Genomic DNA, 19,662 nt, shown 5'->3' on the forward strand with positions numbered 1-19,662 from the left:
TGGTTATAATTACCCTTCGGCTCGAAAACTATTGCTCTTTCCCCACTAATGTAAAGCGTTTTTTGTCAATTAACTCTCTCCTGTAAAGGAGAGAGGTTAAGAATAGTATTTAACTAATTACTTTTTCTTGAAGTAAAAAGTTTTAGTTTTAGTCTGTATTTATTCTCTTTCTGTACGAACCCACGCTTTTTGAGGTGCGACTATAAATTTTAAATAGACTGGAATTTTACCCAACACATATAGAGGAACAGCTAAAAGTTTATCCAGAGGTATTAAATTAATGGCAAATTTAGCCCAAGCTAAAAATAATCCTGCGAATAAACATAATCCCGCACTTAGTGACAAGATAGCGGGCATCCATAATCCTTGGAACAAGGCAAATACTAGAGAAATAGTCATTAAACCCCACCAAGTCATTACAGCCAGAGTCAAAGGAGGAATGCATAAATCTAAAATACTGGGTAATAAATCAAACCTTTTTTGCAGTATAGCTTGTTTAAGTAATATTGGAATATAAGTTTGGATAATTTGTAAATGACCGTGTATCCAGCGGGTTTTTTGGCTTTTTGCTGCTTGCGAAGATGACGGCAAATAAGCTGTTACTCTAGCTTGCGGGTAAAAGATTGGTTTATGTCCAATCAAATTCAGATCTAATCCTAATTTAATATCCTCTAACAAATGACCGCTGGCTACATTTACCGAACGAATTACTGAAAAAGGAAAAGCCATACCAGTACCTAATAAAGGACTCGGTACTCCCAAGCGTTTTAGCCCCAATGGACGAACGAAATTTCTGACAATGATAGAAAATTGCGAAACAAAGTCTTTAGAAGACACAGAATTATCTGGTTTTACCATCAGATAACTTGCTTGAACGGGGCGATTCGTGGAAATAGAGCATTCTGTTAATTGTTCGATGGCTCCTTGTTCTACTTTGCAGTCAGCATCAATTATTACTACTACATCGGGTGGTTCTGCTTCCATATACTGCAAACCATAATCTAAAGCATATCCTTTACCTTTATTAAGTGAATCAAAACGTTCAATTACCGTCGCACCAATTGAGCGGGCTATCTCGGCTGTTCTATCGCTGCAATTATCAGCAACTACAACTACGTCGTCTTGTTTTTTCAAAACTGGGATAATTGTTTCTAAAGTTGATGCGATAGAAATCTCCTCATTATGTGCCGGTATCAATACTGTAATTTTTGTATCCTGCCATTTATCTCTATAGACAGAAAAATCTTTGGATATTGAGGCAGCAGCAGATTCAAGCAGAAAAAATAAACAGACAATAAATATAATTGATGACAGAGAAATTAGAATAAACTTAATAGCATATAGAGCTATAAGTTTGAAAGTTAATTCGTACATTATTTCCTTACAATAGATGAATTCGTTAATCTTTGATTACCATGTAAAAGTATTCAATAATACATAATATGAGGTAGATGCACTCTTCAAAAACAAATAGTAGATAGTTTTGTGCTATCTATGAAATCATTAAGTCTGTGAGCATTCTTTTTTCAAGATTTTAGCTGGTATTCCTACTGCTGTTGACTTTGATGGAATGTCTGTCAAAACCACAGCATTGGCACCAATATTTGCTCGATCTCCAATAGAAATATTCCCGAAAATTTTTGCCCCAGCCCCTACATTTACTTGTTTTCCTAACTTGGGAGCTTCTAAGGGAAACTCTAAATATCGATTCCCTAAAGTTACTCCTTGGCGAATAATGCTATCATCGCCGATGCTAGAATATCCATGAATTACAATTGCTCCCTGATGTTCGATAATTACTCTTCTTCCTAGCTCGACGGTACAAGGCAATTCGATACCATAAGTGTTACGAATTTTACGATAAAAAAAGTTGTACAAGATGCTAAAAGGTGCCCGAAGGAGTTTGGAATTAATTTTCATTCTCCAAACCCCAAAACGATGAATGGCTACAGCTCTAAATCCTGGTTTAGTCCAATCACAACCGTGAGCAATCCAGTCTTCTTCGATCTGTTTCCACAAACTCAAATTAAACTCTACTTTTTCACCCATTCTTTACTCTCAACCTCTGTTTGGGTTTCGTTTGTACTTTTTGAACCTCGCGGCTCGGAATAGTAGAAGTAGCTTTCAGGCTCCTGCTTAACGTTGACTGCATTCGCTACGATTCCTAACACCTTAGCTTCGGAGCGTTCTAATAAAGACTTGGCAGCAGTCGCACTAGCAGAATCTACAACTCGGGGACGAGCTACGAGTAATACGCCATCTACCATCTTTCCGAGAACTGCGGCATCGGGTGTTCCAGCCAAAGGAGGAGTATCAAAGATGATATAGTCGTAACTTGGCAATAATTGTTGAATTAAAGAATCCATACCAGCAGAATCAATTAAAGCTGATGGGTTTGGAGGTTGAACACCCGCAGTTAATACCGACAAGTTTTCAGTAACTTGATGATGGCATCGGTAAAGTTCATCTTGTCCAACAATGACATTGCTTAAGCCACCAGAATTTATCAAACCCCATAAATGATGCTGCATTGGCTGACGCATATCTGCATCGACGATTAAAACTCGTTGTCCGCCTTGAGCAAGGATAGCACCTAAGTTCGCAGTTACTTCGGATTTACCTTCACCAACTACCGAACTTGTAACTGCAATTGTCCGCACTTCTTTGTGGCTAATAAATTTTAAATTTGCCTGAAGCATCTGATAGGCTTCATGAATCATCGTGCGAGGAGAAGAAGCAACAATAATTCTGGGTGAAATAGTATCAACAATTGGGTTTGAATCAGTTGATTTGCTATCAGGCTCAAATTTAGGAATTAGCCCAACTAAAGTGTAGTTGAAAAAGCCTTCAATTTCCTTGACAGTTTTCAGCGATCTATCGATTAAATCGACAGTAAATGCAGCCGCAATACCAAATAACAAGCCGACAAATACACCTCCTCCTGCTAGTAAAAGCGTCATTTTGGAAAGACTTGGTTTCTTCGGAACCCGTGCTTTTTGGATAATACTAGAATTCCCAATTGTTTGCTTTTCTGCTAATTCAATTTCTTGTAATCTAGTGATTAAATTTTCATAATCAGTTTGTGCTACGGATAATCTTCGCTCTAATTCTGTCTGCTGTTTTTCCAAGTTGGGAAGAATCGCCAATTTTTGCTGATAATTATCGCGAATATTAGTTAAAGTTTGCAGCTTGGTTTGTAAGCCATCTTTTTGAGTTTGTACCTGAACTAATTGATTCACTAAAGATTGTTTAATTTCTCCAATCTGCAAGCGATTGTTAGGAATATTCTGCTGCCTTCCCGATGCCTCTTGCTTTCGCTGCTGTAATAATGATTGGAGCAGAGTTGCTTGATTTTCTAGTTTTCTAATTAATGGATGTGCTGAGGTATAATTTGCTCTTTCTGACGCTAATTGAGTCTGCACTTTTTGCAATTCGCCCAAAACTTCTTGTACCCCAGATATCTGGTTTAGAGAAGTAATTTCAACAGCTTGGTTTGCAGAAAAATCTAGTTTGCTGGCTAGTTGCGATTCTTGAGCAGTTAATTCTGCTAGGGATGCTCTTGCTTGATTGATTTCCCCATCTAAGGTGCTAATATTTTGAATTGCAGCAGTAGCTTCTTCGGGAAGCTGTATAACCTGGTTTTTATTTTTGAACTGAAGTAAAGCTTGTGTTGCTTGCTCTAATTCTATTTTTGATAGCGGTACCTGTTTCTTGAGAAATTCGCCAGCAGCAACAACTTGAGCGCGATTTGACTCAATATTGTTATCAACATAAGACTCCATTACCTGATTAACGATTGATGCTGCTAATCGAGGTTTATCTGAGGTATAAGAAACGTTGATTACATCCGTTCCTACAAGTGGTTCAATTTCTAAGTCTAGTGCTTCTGGCTCTAAAGGTTTACCATCGTCATCCTTGAGATTTAAAGTATCAATTACTTTTTGTAAAATTGGCTCAGATTGAACTATTACAGCTTGGGTTTCTAAAGGATTACCTTCGCGCATTAAAGATTCTAAATCCCCAATTTTTTCTCCTGCTTTGGTTAGCGATGAAATTCTGTCGGATTTAAACAATAGTAATCCAGTCGCTTGATATTCAGGTTTTTGTCGCAAGATTAGAAGCCACGATAAACCTATCGAACCTAACATCGCTGCTACTAAAAATAACCATCGGCGTTTCACAATTAGCCAATATTGCTGAATATCTATTTCTTGAGCATTGTTTTTATTTTTCATTTTGATTTGCGGAGGTTGCTTATATTTAGAATGGATATTGATATCAGGATGTTAACTATACAAAATACAATCAAATTTTGTTTTTTAAGGTGATCTATTTTACTTAATGGCTTTTATAGAGCCTAAAGTACTGAGAAGTTGAGCTTGGTGGCACAAAACGGCTTATTTCTGTTCGGATGACATCCAGAAATCGAGTTGTTGCATGGGCGGGAAGGTGTTTGCTCGAAACGAAGCCTGCTTGAGAGTAAAATTTGTTGAAAGTTGCAGGTTAGAGACGGGTAACTAATACCCACCTCTAAATTTAACTGTCAACTATCAACTATTAATAGGCTCCACTCTTTTGTAATACAACCCTTACAGTTGAAAGCAAAATTGTCATGTCCAGCCACAGCGACCAGTTTTCGATATAATTCATATCTAATTGCACTCCTTCTTCAAAGTTTTCGATATCCGAACGACCGGAAACTTGCCACAGTCCAGTAATACCTGGTAAAACTTCTTGACGAATAAAATGCTTTTTATGGAACTTCTCTACATCTCTAGTAGGTAAAGGGCGAGGACCAACTAAACTCATTTCTCCAAGTAGAACATTAAAAATTTGAGGTAGTTCATCTAAACTGTAAGCGCGTAAAAATTTACCAACTTTAGTAACGCGGGGGTCATTTTTCATTTTAAAAAGTACCCCATCTTTGATTTCATTTTTAGCTTCTAAAGATGCTTGTAATTTTTCTGCATTACTTACCATCGTCCGGAATTTCCAAATGTGGAAATATTTTCCATGTAATCCGACTCGCTTCTGTTTAAAAAATATAGAGCCTGGGGAATCTAGCTTAATCGAAATTGCGATCGCCATCATAATCGGAGATAAGAAAAATAGCAGTACGGAAGCGCAAAAAAGGTCAAAACATCGCTTCAGCCAAAAATCGCTACCTGCAATAATCGGCGCTGGAATCGTCATACAGGGAACTTGTCCAACCATTGTCATTTGTGATTTTGGATGGCTAAATTCGCTTAAACTAGGCAATATTCTTAAAATCACCCCAGCAGTTTGAAAATTCCAGCAAACATACAGCCTATTTTTGATTGAATTCCAACTTACGAAAGCTTCTTCAACTCCCTGTTGACGCAGGTAATTAAAGGTTGCTTCGCGGTTGCTCAAATCAAGACAGCTAGCATCGGCGCTACCGAGTACTTTGTAGCAATCTTGTTTTTGAAGAATTCTATTATAAGTTTCTTGTTCCGTCGTCTCAGCGATTAAAAAAGCTGAATGACGGATAACTCCTCGATGGCGAAGTAATCTAGTAGATACATCGAAAACGATCCTACCGGAACATGTAAATGTTACCGAGAATAACCAAAATAGCACAAAAATCGAACGAGATAAATAGCTATCCGGTTCATAAAAAAAAGCAATAATCAACAAAAAAATATTTGATGAGGATACTGCATTTATCAAGCTTAAATAATTACGACGATGCAAACCCGATCCATATAGCCCCTTGTTCGCGATCGCGCCGATTCCAATCAGCAAAATTAAAAAGATAAAATATTGATTTTGCGTCCAAGGAGAGTCTATAAACGTTCCATATACTAATGCTATATTCCAAGCCAAGGTAAGAGCAATAGTATCAAAAGACATCAAGGTTGCAACTCGCAGCAATCTGATTAATAGTCCTCTTTGAAGTCTAGTACCTCTAGCAGACCTCAAATCTAATTTATAGTTTTTAACAGGTAAAGTTCTGAATTCCACAATATCTATGACCTTGATATATCGTTAACTTGGTAGAAAAAATAGAACTGAACTTCTAGAAAATTTAAATATCTTTTAAGTACTTAATTACAGTCATTAGAGAACACAAAACTAATTATCAGCTTTAATTAGGAACCGCACAGTTATGAAATATATGTGTTGATAACTGTAATAATATTTACTGCAAAGATATAAGAATAGAAACTATGCAGAAATTTCATATTTGTTAGGTTGAGATAACATCTTTATCAACCATTCACCCTCTAAAAAGCATGATATTTCGGCAACAGAATCTATCAATGTATAGACTGGAAGTTTATCAAAACTAGCTTGTATAAGCTTGACCTCTTCTATTTTTTTCATTCAAACACCCCATTTTTTAACTTAAATAATTCAGTAACGTCAATACTATTAATACTGGTTATTGAATCATCAATAGTGAATATTTTTACCTTTTTCCTAACACTAAATTTTGGTATTAGAAAAAAATCAAGGCTCCTCAGAGTATTGAGTGGATTCAATACATATGTCAATCTAGTTACCTAAATAGCTAGATAAGTACAAATAATCCAGTTGGATTCAGAAACACCGCAACAGGTTTTAAGAAAATTATGCCTACAAAACTTGAAAAAAATATTTTGCCTATATCAATGGAACAACCATTCTATGATGTTAAAATCTACCCTTTTGAACAATGACACTGGTTGTTCAAAGAGGATTATTACATTCAAAGAAAGAGGTATCCCGTCAGTTAAACTATTTTCAATACTTACGGATTTATAGCTTGAATGATTTTAAATCATTACCTATTCTCAACTCTTAATAAAAATACTTGGGAGTTGATTGCTAATTAATCACCGAAAGCGCTACACCCTGCAAAGATTTTTGATTTCCAGCAAGCACATATGTAACACAGCTTAAAGCTTTCTGTTACAGAAGTAATAATTGAATACTTCAAACAAAGTGTATTATCACTAATTGCTTGAGTATCATTTCTTACTGGACTGACTAAGGGAATATTAACACCAGCTGTATCCTTTTACAACTGATTTATGCTTCTTTATAAAGTCTTCATATCAATTCTGTATATCGGTTGCGGTTAACAAGTGGTAAAAAATTTTCCGTTGCTTGTAAATTTTCTCAAATTGGTACTTTTATAATATGAATAATTTCAACTATTTAAAGAGCTTTGTGTGGCTTATATGTAGTTAAATATAGCTTAATTTTATATTATAAATTTATAGACTTGATTAGCATCCTATAGTAGTATTGACCATCCAAAGTGATGTAAATCATAGTAATTACAATTTTATGCATATTCATTTAACAAGAAATAGTATATGTGTAGATTGCTGTAATCCAAATATTTTAATAACCAGATAGGCATTTAAAACTAACAGCTACCACAGTTGTTTTCTACAACTTAGAACAATCCTTTACTTGCGTACTCTATCAATTTTTATTTCTCAGCTAAAAAAAGTATGCGAATTTTCATCGTTTAATTAATGTAAAATTTATTACTGCCAGAGAAAAATATCTTGAGTATCACTAAATGACCATTTGTTTATTGAAAAGCTGCTCTATGTAGTGGAGATACCGATCTGCTTAGGATAAAGAGAACAAAGCAGCGAGAAAAACCTTCTGTTTCGAGGGTTTTAGGCAGAATGGCAGACTTGTTTGCCCCTAACTTGTGTACTACTCCTCTCCCACTCTCACAACTATAGATAATCTTCTAAGCGCACAAGAGTAGTTGTAACCTTAATTTATTAGAATAACTATTTCTTCTCGATATGATTAGACTTAACAAACACCATTTACAAATAATCAACAACCATGCCGAAAGCGCTTATCCAGATGAATGTTGCGGTGTAGTATTAGGCAGTATATCTTGCGATAGTAAAATTGTAGTTGAAGTCATTCCTACCCAAAACGCTTGGGATTCATACGCAGCAGATGATTTTTCTGGCAGTGACTCAGATCGCAGCAAAAAACGCAGATATACTATAGCGCCCCGAGAAATGTTGCAGCTACAGAAAACTGCCAGAGAACGCAATCTTGATATAATCGGCATTTTTCATTCCCATCCCGATTATCCAGCCATACCTTCAGAATTTGACCGTAAATACGCTTGGCAAGAATATTCATATATCATCGTTTCCGTACAAAAAGGTCAACCAACTGACGTTTTTAGTTGGGTGCTTGATGATAATTCTCAGTTTCAGCAGGAAGAAATTAGAGTTGAGGAGAAAGTGTAGAGGGAAGAGGGAGTGAGCGAGTGAGGGAGGGAGCAAGAAACAATTCCTATCTACCTCTAATTATTCGTAGCAGTTACCAATTACCAATGCCCAATGCCCAATGCCCAATTCCCAATTCCCAAAAAATGCATTACGAATTACAAATTACTAATTACTAATTAACCCATTATTCGGTAGGATAAAAAGTCTGCTCCTCCAAGTCCCAATTTGTTATGCTCAATCCCAACTTGGATGAAATCCAACTGACGAAGGACGATTACGAACGCTATTCCCGCCACCTGATTCTACCTGAAGTTGGGTTGGAGGGACAAAAGCGTTTGAAGGCTGCTGCTGTTTTATGTATTGGTACTGGTGGACTGGGTTCGCCTTTACTGTTATATTTGGCTGCTGCTGGTATCGGAAGAATCGGTATTGTTGATTTTGATGTTGTCGATCATTCTAATTTGCAGCGTCAGGTGATTCACGGTACTTCTTGGGTGGGTAAACCCAAGATTGAATCTGCAAAAAACCGAATTCATGAAATTAACCCCGATTGTCAGGTTGATTTGTACGAAACTCGTTTGAGTAGCGAAAATGCTCTCGATATTCTCAAACCTTATGATGTTGTGGTGGATGGTACCGATAATTTCCCGACTCGGTATTTAGTAAACGATGCTTGCGTGTTATTAGATAAACCCAACGTTTACGGCTCAATTTTCCGTTTCGAGGGACAAGCTACGGTATTTAACTACGAAGGTGGTCCTAACTATCGCGATTTATACCCCGAGCCACCACCGCCGGGAATGGTTCCTTCCTGCGCTGAGGGTGGAGTTTTGGGCGTTTTATGTGGAATTATTGGTACCATTCAAGCAACCGAAACGGTAAAAATTATCATCGGTCAAGGTAACACCCTCAGCGGACGCTTGATGTTATACAATGCCCTTGATATGAGTTTCCGGGAATTGAAATTACGTCCCAATCCCGTGCGTCCGGTCATCGAAAAACTGATAGACTACGAACAGTTCTGCGGTATTCCTCAAGCAAAAGCACAAGAAGCGCAACAGCAAATGGATATTTCAGAAATGACTGTCGGGGATTTGAAAGAGTTAATAGATAGCGGTAAGGAAGATTATCTGCTGCTAGATGTTCGCAATCCCCACGAATACGAAATCGCTAAAATTCCCGGTTCCGTTTTAATTCCTTTAGGGGAAATTGAAAATGGTTCTGGTGTTGAAAAAGTAAAAGAAATGCTCAACGGGCATCGTCTCATAGCTCATTGTAAAATGGGCGGACGCTCCGCGAAAGCTTTAGGAATTCTCAAACAAGCTGGAATTGAAGGTACCAATGTTAAAGGTGGTATCACAGCTTGGAGTAAGGAAGTGGATTCTTCGATTCCGACTTATTAAGTTGTTAGTTGTTGGTAGTTAGTAGTTAGTAGTTAGTAGTAAATAAACAACTAACCACTAACCACTAACTTTTATACCAACTCATAAAATGGCTGTAAAGTTAGAAAATGTAGTTCCTTGGGGACGTTGTTTTGATGAGTACGTTAAGATGTTTGATTTAACATCAGACGAACTCAAGTTAAATATAGTTGATTGTGGCGGAGGACCTTCGAGTTTTAATCTTGAGATGATGCAACTCGGTGGTAAAGTTATATCCTGCGATCCTATCTATCAGTTTACTGTTGAAGAAATTCAAAGCCGCATTCAACAAACTTACTCCAAGATAATCGAAGGTGTTAAAGAAACTCCAGAAAAATTTGTTTGGAATGATATTGCTTCTCCTTCGGAGTTAGGAGAAGTCAGAATGGCTGCTATGCATAAATTTCTCGCTGACTTTCCTCAAGGTATTTTACAAAAACGCTACGTTAAATCAGAATTACCAAATCTTCCCTTCACTGATGGTAAATTCGATTTAGCATTATGCGCTCATTTTCTTTTTACTTATTCCAACATCCTATCAACCGATTTCCATGTTTCCTCAATTGTGGAAATGCGGCGAGTTGCTTCCGAGGTGCGAATCTTTCCCGTAGTAACTCAATTTAGTGGTGAAACTTCTCCCCATCTCGAAGCCGTAATCAATCAATTAACTGCTTGTGGATTGCAAGTTGAATTGAAGAAAGTTAATTACGAATTTCAGAAAGGTGGCAATCAAATGCTTTGGGTAAGGTAAATATTAGTTTTAGTTGATTTTTAGCAGTTAACTATTTATAAAATAGACCATATATAGGCGCACGTATTCCCATTATATTTTTATAATATCATCAATAGTTACATTTGATCAAAAAATAAAATTATTTCTTGTAATGGCATGTGAGGGCTGCGATATTTGTAGGGTGCTGTGACGGCTAAAATAAATTATCGAGCATAATCAAACAATTTACATAATGCCGTCACGCACCATCTTTTTCCCAATTGCTGCGTGACGGTAAATTCAAATTTTTTTGTTACCTTAATAGATTTTCATAACCGTCACAGCAACGGCAGTTTTGCGGAAAGATAATCTGCATCGCCAACAGCCTCCCCTATAAATAAATGGTTAAATTATGATTTTTGTTTAAATACAAATTAATTCATAATTTTCTATTATTACGCATTCATTATCAATTACTAACTACCAATTACCAATCTTATCTTTCCATGTATTATCAATTTGAGTATTTTCATTAATTTTGATATTTCCAGCAGAGCTAATTTTACTAAAATTAACCCCTTTTAAATTAGCGTCTTCTAAATTAGCTTCCGTCAAATCAGCATAATCTAGTTTGCAGTTTTCTAAATTCGCACCTTTTAAACTAGCTTTGACAAAAGAACAGTGACTTAAATCTAAACCTGATAAATTAGCATTTTCTAAATTAGCTTCATTAAATCTGACAAGTTTTAAATTAATTAGATTAATTAAACTAAAATCTACTTCTCTTAAATCGGTTTCTGATAAATTTGCATTTTGAAAGTTTACCTCTTCAGTTAAAGGTTCTTCATAACTTCCAGCAAAAAAATTATATAGACGCAACGAACCTGAAAAATTCGCTTTACTAAAATTAGCTCCGTTTATACTACCGAGAGTAAATCTTGCTTCCTGGAAATTAGCATTAGTACAGTTAGAATTTTCAAAATGTACCCATTCACCACCAAAACCTGCTCGACTAAAATCTGCATTTATACAGCTTGTATTATCAAAATAACCTTCGTCAAACCGGGTATCGCTTAAATTAGCACCATTCAAATAAGCTCCATCCAAAAAAGCAAATTCAGAACCACTTAAGTCAGCATTTTTTAGGTTAGCATTGCTAAAATCAAAATTATATAAATTTGCTTGACTGAGATTTGCTCCTTCAAGATTAGCACCGTTTAATTTAATTCTTGAATCTTCATCGCAATCGTCTGTAAAATGAATCTCAATACCGCTAAGATTAACAGCTCTTAAATCACGATTTTCTCCACCTAAATTAATAAATTCCCATAACAATCTATATTTAATATCAATTTCAGTGCTTTCATCAATTTTACTTCCTTCTAAAACCACACCTTTGAGATTAGCACCGGTTAAATTAGTTCCTTCAAGATTAGCTTCTGCAAAATCAACATAAGCTAAATTACAGTTTTCTAAATTCGCACCTTTTAAATTAGCTTTAACAAAAGAACAGTGACTTAAATCTAAACCTGATAAATTCGCATTTTCTAAATTAACTTCGTTAAATATAGATCCCTTCCAATTAATCAATTGAAGCGTTTCTGCTATATCGTGAACGACTTCATGAATCTTGAATCCAGATAAATCTGTCTGAGAAAAATTGGTATCTTGAAAATTAACAGGTTTGGTAACTTCATGTTCGTTCATCAAACCCAAAAATTCAATTAAATCACTCGCACGTGTAAAATTAGCACCTGCAAAATTAGCACCGCTGAGAATCCCTCCAGTTAATGATGCTTCAGTAAAATTAGCATTTCTACAATCAGCATTTTCCAAATCTATAAATTCACCATCAAAACAAGCTCTACTAAAATTTGCATTTACACAGACAGCATTTTTTAAACGAGCTTCATCATGAAATGTATCGCTTAAATTTGCATTTTCTAAACAAGAATTATCTAAATAAAGGGGACAACTAGAACCAGATAAATTTGTATTCTTCAGATTAGCGTTTCTACAGATAAAGTTAGATAAATTGGATTGACTTAAATTAGCATTTTCTAAATTAGCGTTAGTTAAATTAACTTCATCGAGTAAGAGGTTAGTAATTTGAATATTGCTCAAATCAACACCTTGTAAATCTCTATTTTCTCCACCTGAATTAATCAATTCCCAGAATAATCGCCATTTTGATTCTATTTGAGTCGTTTCATCAATTTTACTTCCTTCTAAAATACAATCTTGAAAATGAACACCGATTAAATTTGCTCCAACTAAATTAGTTTTGCTAAGATTGCAATTACTTAAGTCAGCATTTCTAAAATTCAGGTTACTTAAATCTAAACCTTGTAAATGTTCCTGTTTATTTAATCCTTCTTTTTCAAATTCTGCTAATACATTTTCTACCTGTTTATTCTTAATCTCATTAACAATAGATTGTCTATCGGATAAAGATACTTCTAATAAAGATTGATGCTCGCTTTTTGCAATTCTATATCCCTTATTTTGCTTTGATTTGACTAAATAATTAAATATCCTTTCCGCTTCTTCAAAAGTAACGGGACTTTCCGTTTTTGTCCCCGTTTTCAACTTGCTTCCCTTTCTCCCATAAGCAAAGTTCACCAGACAAGACTCCCAACCCTGGTAAACCATTTCAACCTCGTACACCTTATCCGATGTTTCGTCTTGATAGGAAAGAGTGATTTTTGGAATATACATATTTTGACACCTATCTATATAGTACTAATGTACTTAGTGCGTTTATAAGCGTCAATAGTAAATAGAAAAATAGCAGAATTACTGATGTAGCGAGCAATTCACCGTAATTTATGATTTATAACCATTACCCATTACCAAACTTCAATTGGAGATGTAGCAACACGAAATTAGCTGAGGACATTAATCAAGACCCAAATCTATGATTAGTAAACCTTTGACCTTTAACCTTTGTCAATCATCATAACTAAAATTCAAAGCTACAAAATCATTAGAATTAAGAGCTTGACACAATACTTCCTTTCTTCTGGAACGTTCATCTCTAACACACCTTACCTGACGTTTAAAAGCTTGTAAATTATTTTTATATCTACCGGGATCTATGCGAAGTCGTCTGCGAAATTGTCCCCAAGTGACATCAAGAATTTTATCGCCGCAAGCCATTTCAACTTCCCCGCGCTCAATATCAACATCACCGACATCAAATTCAACTTCAGCATCTTCGATTTCAAGAATAGTGCAAGCTTCCATAGTGGTGCGGTTTCCGCAAGCAGATAAAGTTGCGATCGCGCTAAGTGTAAAACCGGTTGTACAGATGATTGATAATATTTTCATATTTGTAATTAAACTAAGAGGATGTTTGGAAAGTATAGTTTTTAGCCCAATTTTCGGATTATCCCCCCTTCCCCCCTTAAAAAGGGGGGTAACGGCTCCCCCTTTTTAAGGGGGATTTAGGGGGATCTTAAGATAACATCGTTTTATTTATGACTTCCTAAACATCCTCTAAGATTTATCTAGAGATAAGGCAATAATAGTCATTGCGACGTAAGGAAGCAATCCCAATACACTTAAAATAATTAACCAGTGAATAAGTTCTGTTTAAATATTATTATTTTAAAACCACCGTCGAATTAATTCTACTTGAAAACAATAACCACTATTCACTTCCTCAATTAATTCTCGCTGCAATAATAACCTCATAGCATTAGAATAATCTGTATTTTGAAACTCTAGCGCAATAGTTTCTTCACTAACTACTGCTTTTTCTCCATTAGCTGCGATAAACCGAAGAATTTCCAAGCCCGTTGCATCAACTTGATTATTTTGAATATCGGCAAAAAAGAAACTACCGGTACTTAAAGCTTCTGGAATTGTTGCTTCCACATCAGCTAAAGTCGCCAATCGCCGCACTGATGGATCTTGTTCGTTTTTCAACGCTACAAGTTCGCTACACAAAAGCTGTACTAAAAAAGGATGACAGCGCGTCAGTTGTAATATTCTTTCTACAGTATCCGGTTCGTAGCGTAGGGTAAAATCTTCGATGGGATTTTCTATTAGTTTACGGGCTTCGTGTTCGAGTAAATAACTGACGTTTACCACCTGTACGTTGATGAGATAACTAGCCCAACGTTGATATTCTTCAATGGTATGGGAACCTGCAATTAACACCTTGAATTTAGGACGATGTTGGATTAAATGACGCAACATTCCTAAAACATCTTCTTCATCAAAACGTCCTTTACTGATGGCTTTATCTAATACTTCAAACTCATCGAGCATTAGTAAACCGGTATTTTGCTCTAATATTTCTTCTACCTTATCCAACCATTCGTCAAAATTAATAAAAGGGTCATTTTCTAAAGTTTCGCGGGTGAGGGATGGTAAAGTTAAAGCACTTTGACGTTTGGCTGAATTTATCATTTGCTTGGCAAGATTGAAGAGAAAACCTGTAGAATCTTTCGCTGATGAAGGTGCGCCTTGTAAGTCTACAAACATCGGAATAATGGAATTAGGTAATAGCCTTCCAAGGTTATTGAGAAGAGAAGTTTTACCCATGCGGCGCTGACCGTAGAGTAGTATAGGTGGACGACGACGGTCTAAAAGTAGTTTTTCGATGCGAGTTCCGATGTAATCCCGTCCAGTGAATATTTGCTGTTGAAGTGTTAGAGGTACACCGATGATGTAGGGGGAATCTATTTCTTGCCGGAGTTCAGTTTCTTTGGCGAGTTTTTCTATGTGGTTGCTGATAATATCACGCCATTTTATAGTTATGGGGTAGAAACGAAAAGCGTGTTTATTATTGCTATGATTAAGTCTTTGAATTTGTGTGTCAAAGTTTTTGCAAACATTTTTAAGTACTAACCTTTGATTGTAATTACTGGTTTGTTTTAAAGCTGCTTTTGTATCTTGGCTGATGCGTTGGAAATTATTTAAGATGTAGTCAACAGGACTTTCTAATGATATTGGTGAAATTTAGATGCAATTTCACCAATATCATTAACATCTTGGCAAGCTCTCAATATTCGCACATCGAATAAGATTTGTACTTCTTGTGCAACCCTACGTTGACCAGTTTTTGATAGATAATAAATTGCTGCTTCTCCTTCCTCTCGGTTTCGTTCAATAACTAGTAATAAATGCTTATCCAACCCCTGAAATGGGATATATGACCACTCATCCCAAAAGGCTGGGTGGAAGCGTAATAAACTAGGTTGATTACTGATTCTTCCTTGCTCGAAACGATGTAGTAAGAAATTCCAAGTAATTAACAATGGATGAAATAAAAATGGTCGCCATGAATGAATCATAGATCCCAGGCTGACCGCCACGCCGACCTCCACGCTGATCGCCATGCTGACCGCCACGCTGACCGCTACGCTGACCACCACGCTGACCGCCACACCAAACGCCACACCGAACGCCACGCCCAAGGCTATGCCAAACGCAACGCCAAACGCAACGCCAAATGCTACACCTCCCACCAGGCTAAATACCACGCTAAACGCAACGCCAAATGCCACACCGACCGCCAAACCGACCGCCACACTAAATGCCACGCTTCCTGCTACGCCAAACGCCATGCCATAAGACATGCTATAAGAAACACCTCTCGCCACGCTTGCAAGAAACAGAGGTATTGCTTCTTGTAATGGCACACCAAAAGCCATTAGGAATAAAATAACTACTGTCCTTGCTAAAACAGTTAATAAAATAGGTAATATGAAAAAACTCTGTAGTATAAATTTCCAGAGTGCTGGTTTTTTTAGGATATAACTTTCTCTTCGCAATACTTTAATAAGTGAAGTGTCGGTATCGAGTAAGAGATGAATACGTTTCAGATGATTTTTAAAAGCTGTAGGACGAAAGAAGATCCAGAATAATAATTGCAAACTACCTAATATTAAATTGGGATGTTGTTCTGGTGCGTGGGTGTAGATTTTGGAGTAGTCGGGTTGGGTTGTCATGGCGATGACATTGTTTTGTATAAGATTAATATTAATTCTCGTTTTGCTTTAGAATCCGCCTTGGAATAAATTCCCAGGCTCAAAAACAAAGTCTGATAAATCAGACTGGGTATAGTTTTGAGGCGATTATAGTGCGTTTCAACGTACTTTGTATATGAGCCTTGAAATTGATTTCTCTGCGAGAAAGCCTGCGGCTTACAAGGGGGGTATTTGGGCTTAACGATAACGGTGTACGATTTGCGTTTTAACTAACAACTTGCACCATTCTCAGTTAGCTTTCACAACCGCCTTGGAATAAATTCCCAGGCTCAAAGACAAAGTCTGATAAATCAGACTGGGTATAGTTTTGAGGCGATTATAGTGCGTTTTAACGTACTTTGTATATGAGCCTTGAAATTGATTTCAAGGCGGTTTGATATGCTAATCGAAAATACTGTAGTTAATTTAATAGGATTTACGCACTAATAATGGGAATAAGGGTGTTCCAGATATTTTCGATCCCCCCAACCCCCCTTTGCAAAGGGGGCTATTGCTGGTTCCCAGGCTCAGCCTGGGAACTAGGGTTTGAGGCTCTGCCTCCAATTATTCATACAACAAATGAACAAACGGCTTCATCTGCAACAACCCCTCTTGTTTCCATTCCTCCCCATCATCCCCTTCTTCTAAACTAAACAATCTCTCGCTACACAAAATTTGCAACAACAACGGTACGCAACAACTTTGCTGCAAAATCCATTCCACATCTTGTTCAGCAAAAGCTATCGGTGAACTCGCTATCAATTCCCGCGCTTCTAATTCTGTAAATTCTTTCAAATAAGCTGTATAACCAAAAATGTTAAAAAACGGCGAACTATGTCCCGTGCTTCTTGCTAATTCTGTTGGAGATTCGTGAGTAGCTAAGATAAATGCCAGGTTTCCACCCGTCTGATTCGTTCCTAAAGAGCGTAAACTTTCCCAAAATTCATCATCTAATTCTTCGCAGCGTTGTAAACCGACACCAATTTCATCGAGCAATATAACGGTAGGATTTTTCAAGTTGTCGCTAACTACATCCATAAAACGATCTAAATCGCATGGTGTTGGTACTTCCAAATTCAAATTTTCTAAAATGTGAGTTAAAAAATTTCCCCTACTAGCCATGCGTGAATCTTGAAAGTCTACAAATATCCACGTGTAAATTTCTGGTTGCGTTAACCAATCCGATTTTTGTTGCTGTCGTAATTCTTCTTTGGGTGTAACGGTAATATTTTTCAGATAATGCAGCAGGGATGTTTTACCGATGCGTGGCTTGCCGATAATGGCAGCGTTTTGTAAAGGATGGCGTTTGAGTATCTGAAATAAGCGCTTGAGTTCCTTTTGTCTTCCAAAAAATCTGCTCGGATGTTTGATAGGGGAACCTGTAATGAAGGGTGAGGTTTCCTCGATGGGTGGGCTGGTATCCGTTGCTAATATCTCTTTCTCCGATATTTCTTGCCAGTCTAAACTTAGTTTTTCGCAAATTTCGACGAAATACTCAAAATCAACCGGCTTCCCGGCGAAGAAGTTTTTCACGGTAGATAATGATGGTGTTACGTGTTCGGCAAATTTTGACTTGCTGGGATAACCGTTACGCTTCAATGCAGAATTTATTTTTGGTAAATATTCGGAGTCTAATCTTTGCGATCGCGCCATTCTTTTCGAGCGAAAAACTGTTTAGATTTTACCTATTTTTGATGCCAGCACAAGTAATTCACCCAAATAAGCAGTCAACAAGAGTTGATTAAATAATGACGGTAAATATTTTTGTTCGCCTAAATATCACCTAAAAGTCATCCGTAACCCAACCATTGCTCAACCGAAATCTCAACTACTGAGGAAATTTAATCGAATTATCAGATTAATTTTACGGCTAAGAGATATGAAAAATCAAAATAAACTCGCAAAACAAAACCAAAAATCCAACAGTATCTATCAAGAAAAGTGTCGCCAAGCGCGTGTAATATTCAATTTAAAATTTAACCTACTTAAGTTAAGCATCATAACGACTTTCGCTAGTGTTCTATTAATATATTCTGGAAAGGTGCCCGCAGAAAAAGTTGAAACAGCACAAGGAATTATAAATAGAATAGTTTTACTAACTTTTAAAGTTACTAAAGATGTCAACGAAAATTTTGACGACGAGAGTAAGGATGAATAATTAGTTTAGATAAAAGTGAACCGAATTTAGCCCACGCAGGTGGGCTTTGTAGTAGTAGCTCCACTCTTACAGAGTGAGAGCGGTTGAGCTAATTGGTGCGTGACGGTAATTTCAAATAATTTTGTTACACCGAAAAAGTATCGTAACCGTCACAGCACCCTACCCCTTCTTCCCCCTCTCCCCCTTCTCCCTCATCTTCCGCCTCTCCCTCATCTCCCCTCAAAAACTGCGATCGCATGAGGAATCTTCCTAGGTGTATCTATCAACGGCTTGCCATCAACTATAATCCCGGTACTCCCACCACCATCTAACATTGCACTTGCATTCGCACCAAAGCACGTTAATGCATTTTTAGCATCTATCTGACGTGCATAATTACTCGAATAAAAAATTACCGTCTCATTCAAATTATCGCCGTTATCATCCCGCACCCCTACAAAAGTTCTAGGTAAATATTTTGTTGCGGCTTTATTCGCATTTGCATCAAGTGCCCCAACAACTTCCGGAAAACGCCGAAACCATTCTGTAGAATAAGGTTGAATCTGGGCATTACCAGCTTGAGGATTGAACGAAAACGTGCGAATTTCTCCCGGATATTCATTGGCGATACCGTAACCGTAAGTGACGATATTACCACGGGCTTTTAAACCAAAAGCGATTCCTGTAGGATTCTGTTTGGTAGAAAAAAATGTACCATTGATTACAACTTTTGCTTTTCTAGTTGAAGTATTCTTACTAATAGCATCTTGCCAAAACTGAGAAAGCGTTTTTTTACTTACTTTGCTTGCAGGAATACTAAATACAGTTCCAGTCAAATTTTCTATTTGCGCTTTCGTAGTTTGAATGACAGTAATAAATTCTTTTTTACTACTTTGGCGATTTTTATAGTAGACTTTTACTCCAGGGGCTTTTAAAACAGACTGAAAGCCACAAGTTGCTGGTATCGCTTTTACCGGATAGTCTATGCTAGTGAAAGTCAAGTTAATCGCAATACTTAGGACTGATATTTTTGTAAGTTTGATTAATTTTTTACTCATTTTGTTCGCGATCAATAGGCAAATATTTCAAATGTATTTGTCAGTCAATTAAGTTTTTTGTCGAACAAAGTCAAAATTTGAAGCAAGATTTAATCGTCATTTCCATTGAGACGGTAATGGGAGCCAAACACTTC

The 19,662-nt window shown here is 36.8% G+C and carries 14 protein-coding genes; 4 read left to right on the plus strand and 10 right to left on the minus strand.

The window, feature by feature from the left end; translation table 11 throughout:
• Nucleotides 1-159: 159 nt before the first annotated feature.
• The 4 genes from RIV7116_RS16885 to RIV7116_RS16900 all read right to left on the minus strand — a co-directional run bounded on the left by RIV7116_RS16885 (nucleotide 160) and on the right by RIV7116_RS16900 (nucleotide 5,985).
• Entirely contained in the window at nucleotides 160-1,374 is a 1,215-nt protein-coding gene (locus tag RIV7116_RS16885; RefSeq protein WP_015119512.1) for a glycosyltransferase family 2 protein, read from the minus strand.
• Between the two features lie 129 nt (nucleotides 1,375-1,503).
• Nucleotides 1,504-2,049, minus strand: coding sequence for a serine O-acetyltransferase (locus tag RIV7116_RS16890; protein ID WP_015119513.1), 546 nt, complete (start codon nucleotides 2,047-2,049; stop codon nucleotides 1,504-1,506).
• A complete protein-coding gene (locus RIV7116_RS16895) occupies nucleotides 2,034-4,235 on the minus strand; it encodes a polysaccharide biosynthesis tyrosine autokinase (protein ID WP_015119514.1) in 2,202 nt (733 codons plus the stop codon). The genes RIV7116_RS16890 and RIV7116_RS16895 overlap by 16 nt, the downstream gene beginning before the upstream one ends.
• 322 nt (nucleotides 4,236-4,557) lie before the next feature.
• Nucleotides 4,558-5,985 (minus strand): sugar transferase, encoded by a 1,428-nt coding sequence (locus RIV7116_RS16900; RefSeq protein ID WP_015119515.1) that lies wholly within the window; start codon nucleotides 5,983-5,985, stop codon nucleotides 4,558-4,560.
• A 1,790-nt stretch (nucleotides 5,986-7,775) separates the two neighbouring features.
• Here RIV7116_RS16900 and RIV7116_RS16905 point away from each other — a divergent pair.
• From RIV7116_RS16905 to RIV7116_RS16915, 3 genes are all read left to right on the plus strand, one after another.
• Nucleotides 7,776-8,240: a Mov34/MPN/PAD-1 family protein gene (locus RIV7116_RS16905; RefSeq protein WP_015119517.1), complete on the plus strand. Its 465-nt coding sequence runs from the start codon at nucleotides 7,776-7,778 to the stop codon at nucleotides 8,238-8,240.
• Nucleotides 8,241-8,452: 212 nt separating this feature from the next.
• Complete coding sequence (gene moeB / locus RIV7116_RS16910) at nucleotides 8,453-9,625, plus strand: molybdopterin-synthase adenylyltransferase MoeB (RefSeq protein ID WP_015119518.1); 1,173 nt, start codon at nucleotides 8,453-8,455, stop codon at nucleotides 9,623-9,625.
• Nucleotides 9,626-9,713: 88 nt separating this feature from the next.
• Complete coding sequence (locus tag RIV7116_RS16915) at nucleotides 9,714-10,394, plus strand: hypothetical protein (RefSeq protein WP_015119519.1); 681 nt, start codon at nucleotides 9,714-9,716, stop codon at nucleotides 10,392-10,394.
• A gap of 441 nt (nucleotides 10,395-10,835) precedes the next feature.
• Here RIV7116_RS16915 and RIV7116_RS16920 read toward each other — a convergent pair whose 3' ends face one another.
• The 5 genes from RIV7116_RS16920 to RIV7116_RS16935 form a co-directional block, all read right to left on the minus strand.
• Nucleotides 10,836-13,073: a pentapeptide repeat-containing protein gene (locus RIV7116_RS16920; RefSeq protein WP_015119520.1), complete on the minus strand. Its 2,238-nt coding sequence runs from the start codon at nucleotides 13,071-13,073 to the stop codon at nucleotides 10,836-10,838.
• Between the two features lie 231 nt (nucleotides 13,074-13,304).
• Nucleotides 13,305-13,685: a hypothetical protein gene (locus RIV7116_RS16925; protein WP_015119521.1), complete on the minus strand. Its 381-nt coding sequence runs from the start codon at nucleotides 13,683-13,685 to the stop codon at nucleotides 13,305-13,307.
• A gap of 279 nt (nucleotides 13,686-13,964) precedes the next feature.
• Complete coding sequence (locus RIV7116_RS37010; protein WP_232435809.1) at nucleotides 13,965-14,906, minus strand: hypothetical protein; 942 nt, start codon at nucleotides 14,904-14,906, stop codon at nucleotides 13,965-13,967.
• Nucleotides 14,907-15,304: 398 nt separating this feature from the next.
• Nucleotides 15,305-16,315 (minus strand): hypothetical protein, encoded by a 1,011-nt coding sequence (locus tag RIV7116_RS37015; RefSeq protein ID WP_015119522.1) that lies wholly within the window; start codon nucleotides 16,313-16,315, stop codon nucleotides 15,305-15,307.
• 582 nt (nucleotides 16,316-16,897) lie between these two features.
• A complete protein-coding gene (locus RIV7116_RS16935) occupies nucleotides 16,898-17,986 on the minus strand; it encodes a TniB family NTP-binding protein (protein WP_015119523.1) in 1,089 nt (362 codons plus the stop codon).
• Nucleotides 17,987-18,212: 226 nt separating this feature from the next.
• Between RIV7116_RS16935 and RIV7116_RS16940 the strand changes: the two genes are divergently transcribed.
• Nucleotides 18,213-18,491 (plus strand): hypothetical protein, encoded by a 279-nt coding sequence (locus tag RIV7116_RS16940; RefSeq protein WP_015119524.1) that lies wholly within the window; start codon nucleotides 18,213-18,215, stop codon nucleotides 18,489-18,491.
• Nucleotides 18,492-18,700: 209 nt separating this feature from the next.
• Here RIV7116_RS16940 and RIV7116_RS16945 read toward each other — a convergent pair whose 3' ends face one another.
• Nucleotides 18,701-19,528, minus strand: coding sequence for a phosphodiester glycosidase family protein (locus RIV7116_RS16945; protein WP_015119526.1), 828 nt, complete (start codon nucleotides 19,526-19,528; stop codon nucleotides 18,701-18,703).
• Nucleotides 19,529-19,662 lie beyond the last annotated feature (134 nt).

Source organism: Rivularia sp. PCC 7116 (genome assembly GCF_000316665.1).
In the GTDB taxonomy this organism is placed as follows: domain Bacteria; phylum Cyanobacteriota; class Cyanobacteriia; order Cyanobacteriales; family Nostocaceae; genus Rivularia.